The organism is Aquitalea sp. S1-19, from assembly GCF_024343515.1.
Map to the genome: position 1 here is coordinate 1 of NZ_RJTZ01000297.1, position 1509 is coordinate 1509.

At 57.9% G+C, this 1509-nt stretch carries 2 protein-coding genes; both read left to right on the top strand.

From position 1 onward, the window contains the following. Positions 1-119 precede the first annotated feature (119 nt). Positions 120-1085, top strand: a complete 966-nt coding sequence (locus EGI20_RS18545) for an ABC transporter substrate-binding protein (protein WP_498632936.1) — start codon at positions 120-122, stop codon at positions 1083-1085. Between the two features lie 109 nt (positions 1086-1194). Further along, positions 1195-1509 (top strand): ABC transporter permease family protein (locus EGI20_RS18550; RefSeq protein ID WP_498633170.1); only part of this gene is annotated, 315 nt, incomplete at its 3' end.

Sequence of the window (1509 nt, forward strand, 5' to 3'; positions counted from 1 at the left end):
TAAAATAAAACCGCATTTGTAAGCATAAAAACCTAATAAGCAAAAAACAGCACCCGTCGTTTTGCCATAAGATTGCAGACAAAATCCAATCTTTATCTGTTTACGACGAGATCAACACCATGCGCCTATCCCTCCGTCCCCTGCTCGTTTCGCTGCTCGCTATCGGAGCATTCGGCTCAGCCTTTGCAGCCGATATGAAATCGGTTGCCATCACTGCCATTGTTGACCATCCGGCGCTGGATGCTGCCCGCAAAGGCGTGGAGGACGAACTGAAGGCAGCCGGCTACCAGAACGGCAGCAATCTCAAGCTGCAATACCAGAGCGCACAAGGCAATACCGCAACAGCAGGCCAAATCGCGCGCAAATTCGTCGGCGACAAGCCCGACGCCATCGTCGCGATCGCCACACCGAGCGCACAGGCCGTCGCCGCCGCAACGCGCAATGTCCCCGTGGTCTTTATTGCCGTTACCGACCCGGTCGCCGCCAAACTGGTGCCTTCATGGAAGGCTTCGGGCAGCAATATCACCGGCGTATCCGACCGGTTGCCGATAGCGGCTCAGGTTGACCTGATCCAGAAAATCCATCCGGCCGCCAAAAAAATCGGCATGGTCTACAGCCCGGGCGAAGTCAACTCGGTCATTGTGGCGCGCGAACTGAAAACCGAACTGGGCAAACGCGGCATGACGCTGGTGGAGTCGGCCGCCGCGCGCAGCGTGGATGTCGCCCCCGCAGCCAAGAATCTGGCAGGCAAGGTCGATGCCATCTACACCAGCACCGACAATAATGTGGTGTCGACTTACGAGTCGCTGGTGGCCGTCGCCAACCAGAGCAAGATGCCGCTGATTGCTTCTGACCCTGATTCGGTCAAGCGCGGAGCCATCGCCGCACTTGGGCAGAATTATTACGATATCGGCCGTCAGGCCGGCCGCATCGTGGTGCGCATCCTCAAGGGTGAGAAAGCCGGCAGCATCGCGCCACAAATGGGCAACAAGCTGTCACTGACGCTCAACCCGGCTGCAGCACAAAAGCAGAACATCAACCTGAGCCCGGCCCTGCTTAAGAGCGCCGCCGAAATCGTCAAATAAGTGCTGGCCGTAGCCGCCTGTTCCCTGCTGCTACGGCTAAAACCGTTTCTGCCCACGCACGACAAGCCATGCCGCAGAAGTATGGCAAACACAAAGAAAGCCACCAACCATGTCCGTCATTGCCCTGATGGGAGCACTGGAAATCGGCCTGATCTTCGCCCTGGTTGCATTGGGCGTGCTGATTTCCTTTCGCATTCTGAATTTTCCCGACCTGACTGCCGATGGCAGCTTCCCGCTGGGCGGCGCACTCTATGTACAGACCCAGGGTGGTGCCGATATCTCGATGGGCATCGGCACCATCGTGGTCGGGCTGGCGGCGGTCATTATCGGCGAAACGCTGATTCCGTCACGCAAGCTGTGGGTCATCACGCTGGCGACAGTACTGGGTGCCCTGCTCTATCGCATACTGATCGCGCTGGCACTC

What these genes read in the sequence shown, in the direction of transcription:
- EGI20_RS18545 (WP_498632936.1), top strand. Translation starts at nt 120, where the DNA reads ATGCGCCTATCCCTCCGTCCCCTGCTCGTTTCGCTGCTCGCTATCGGA.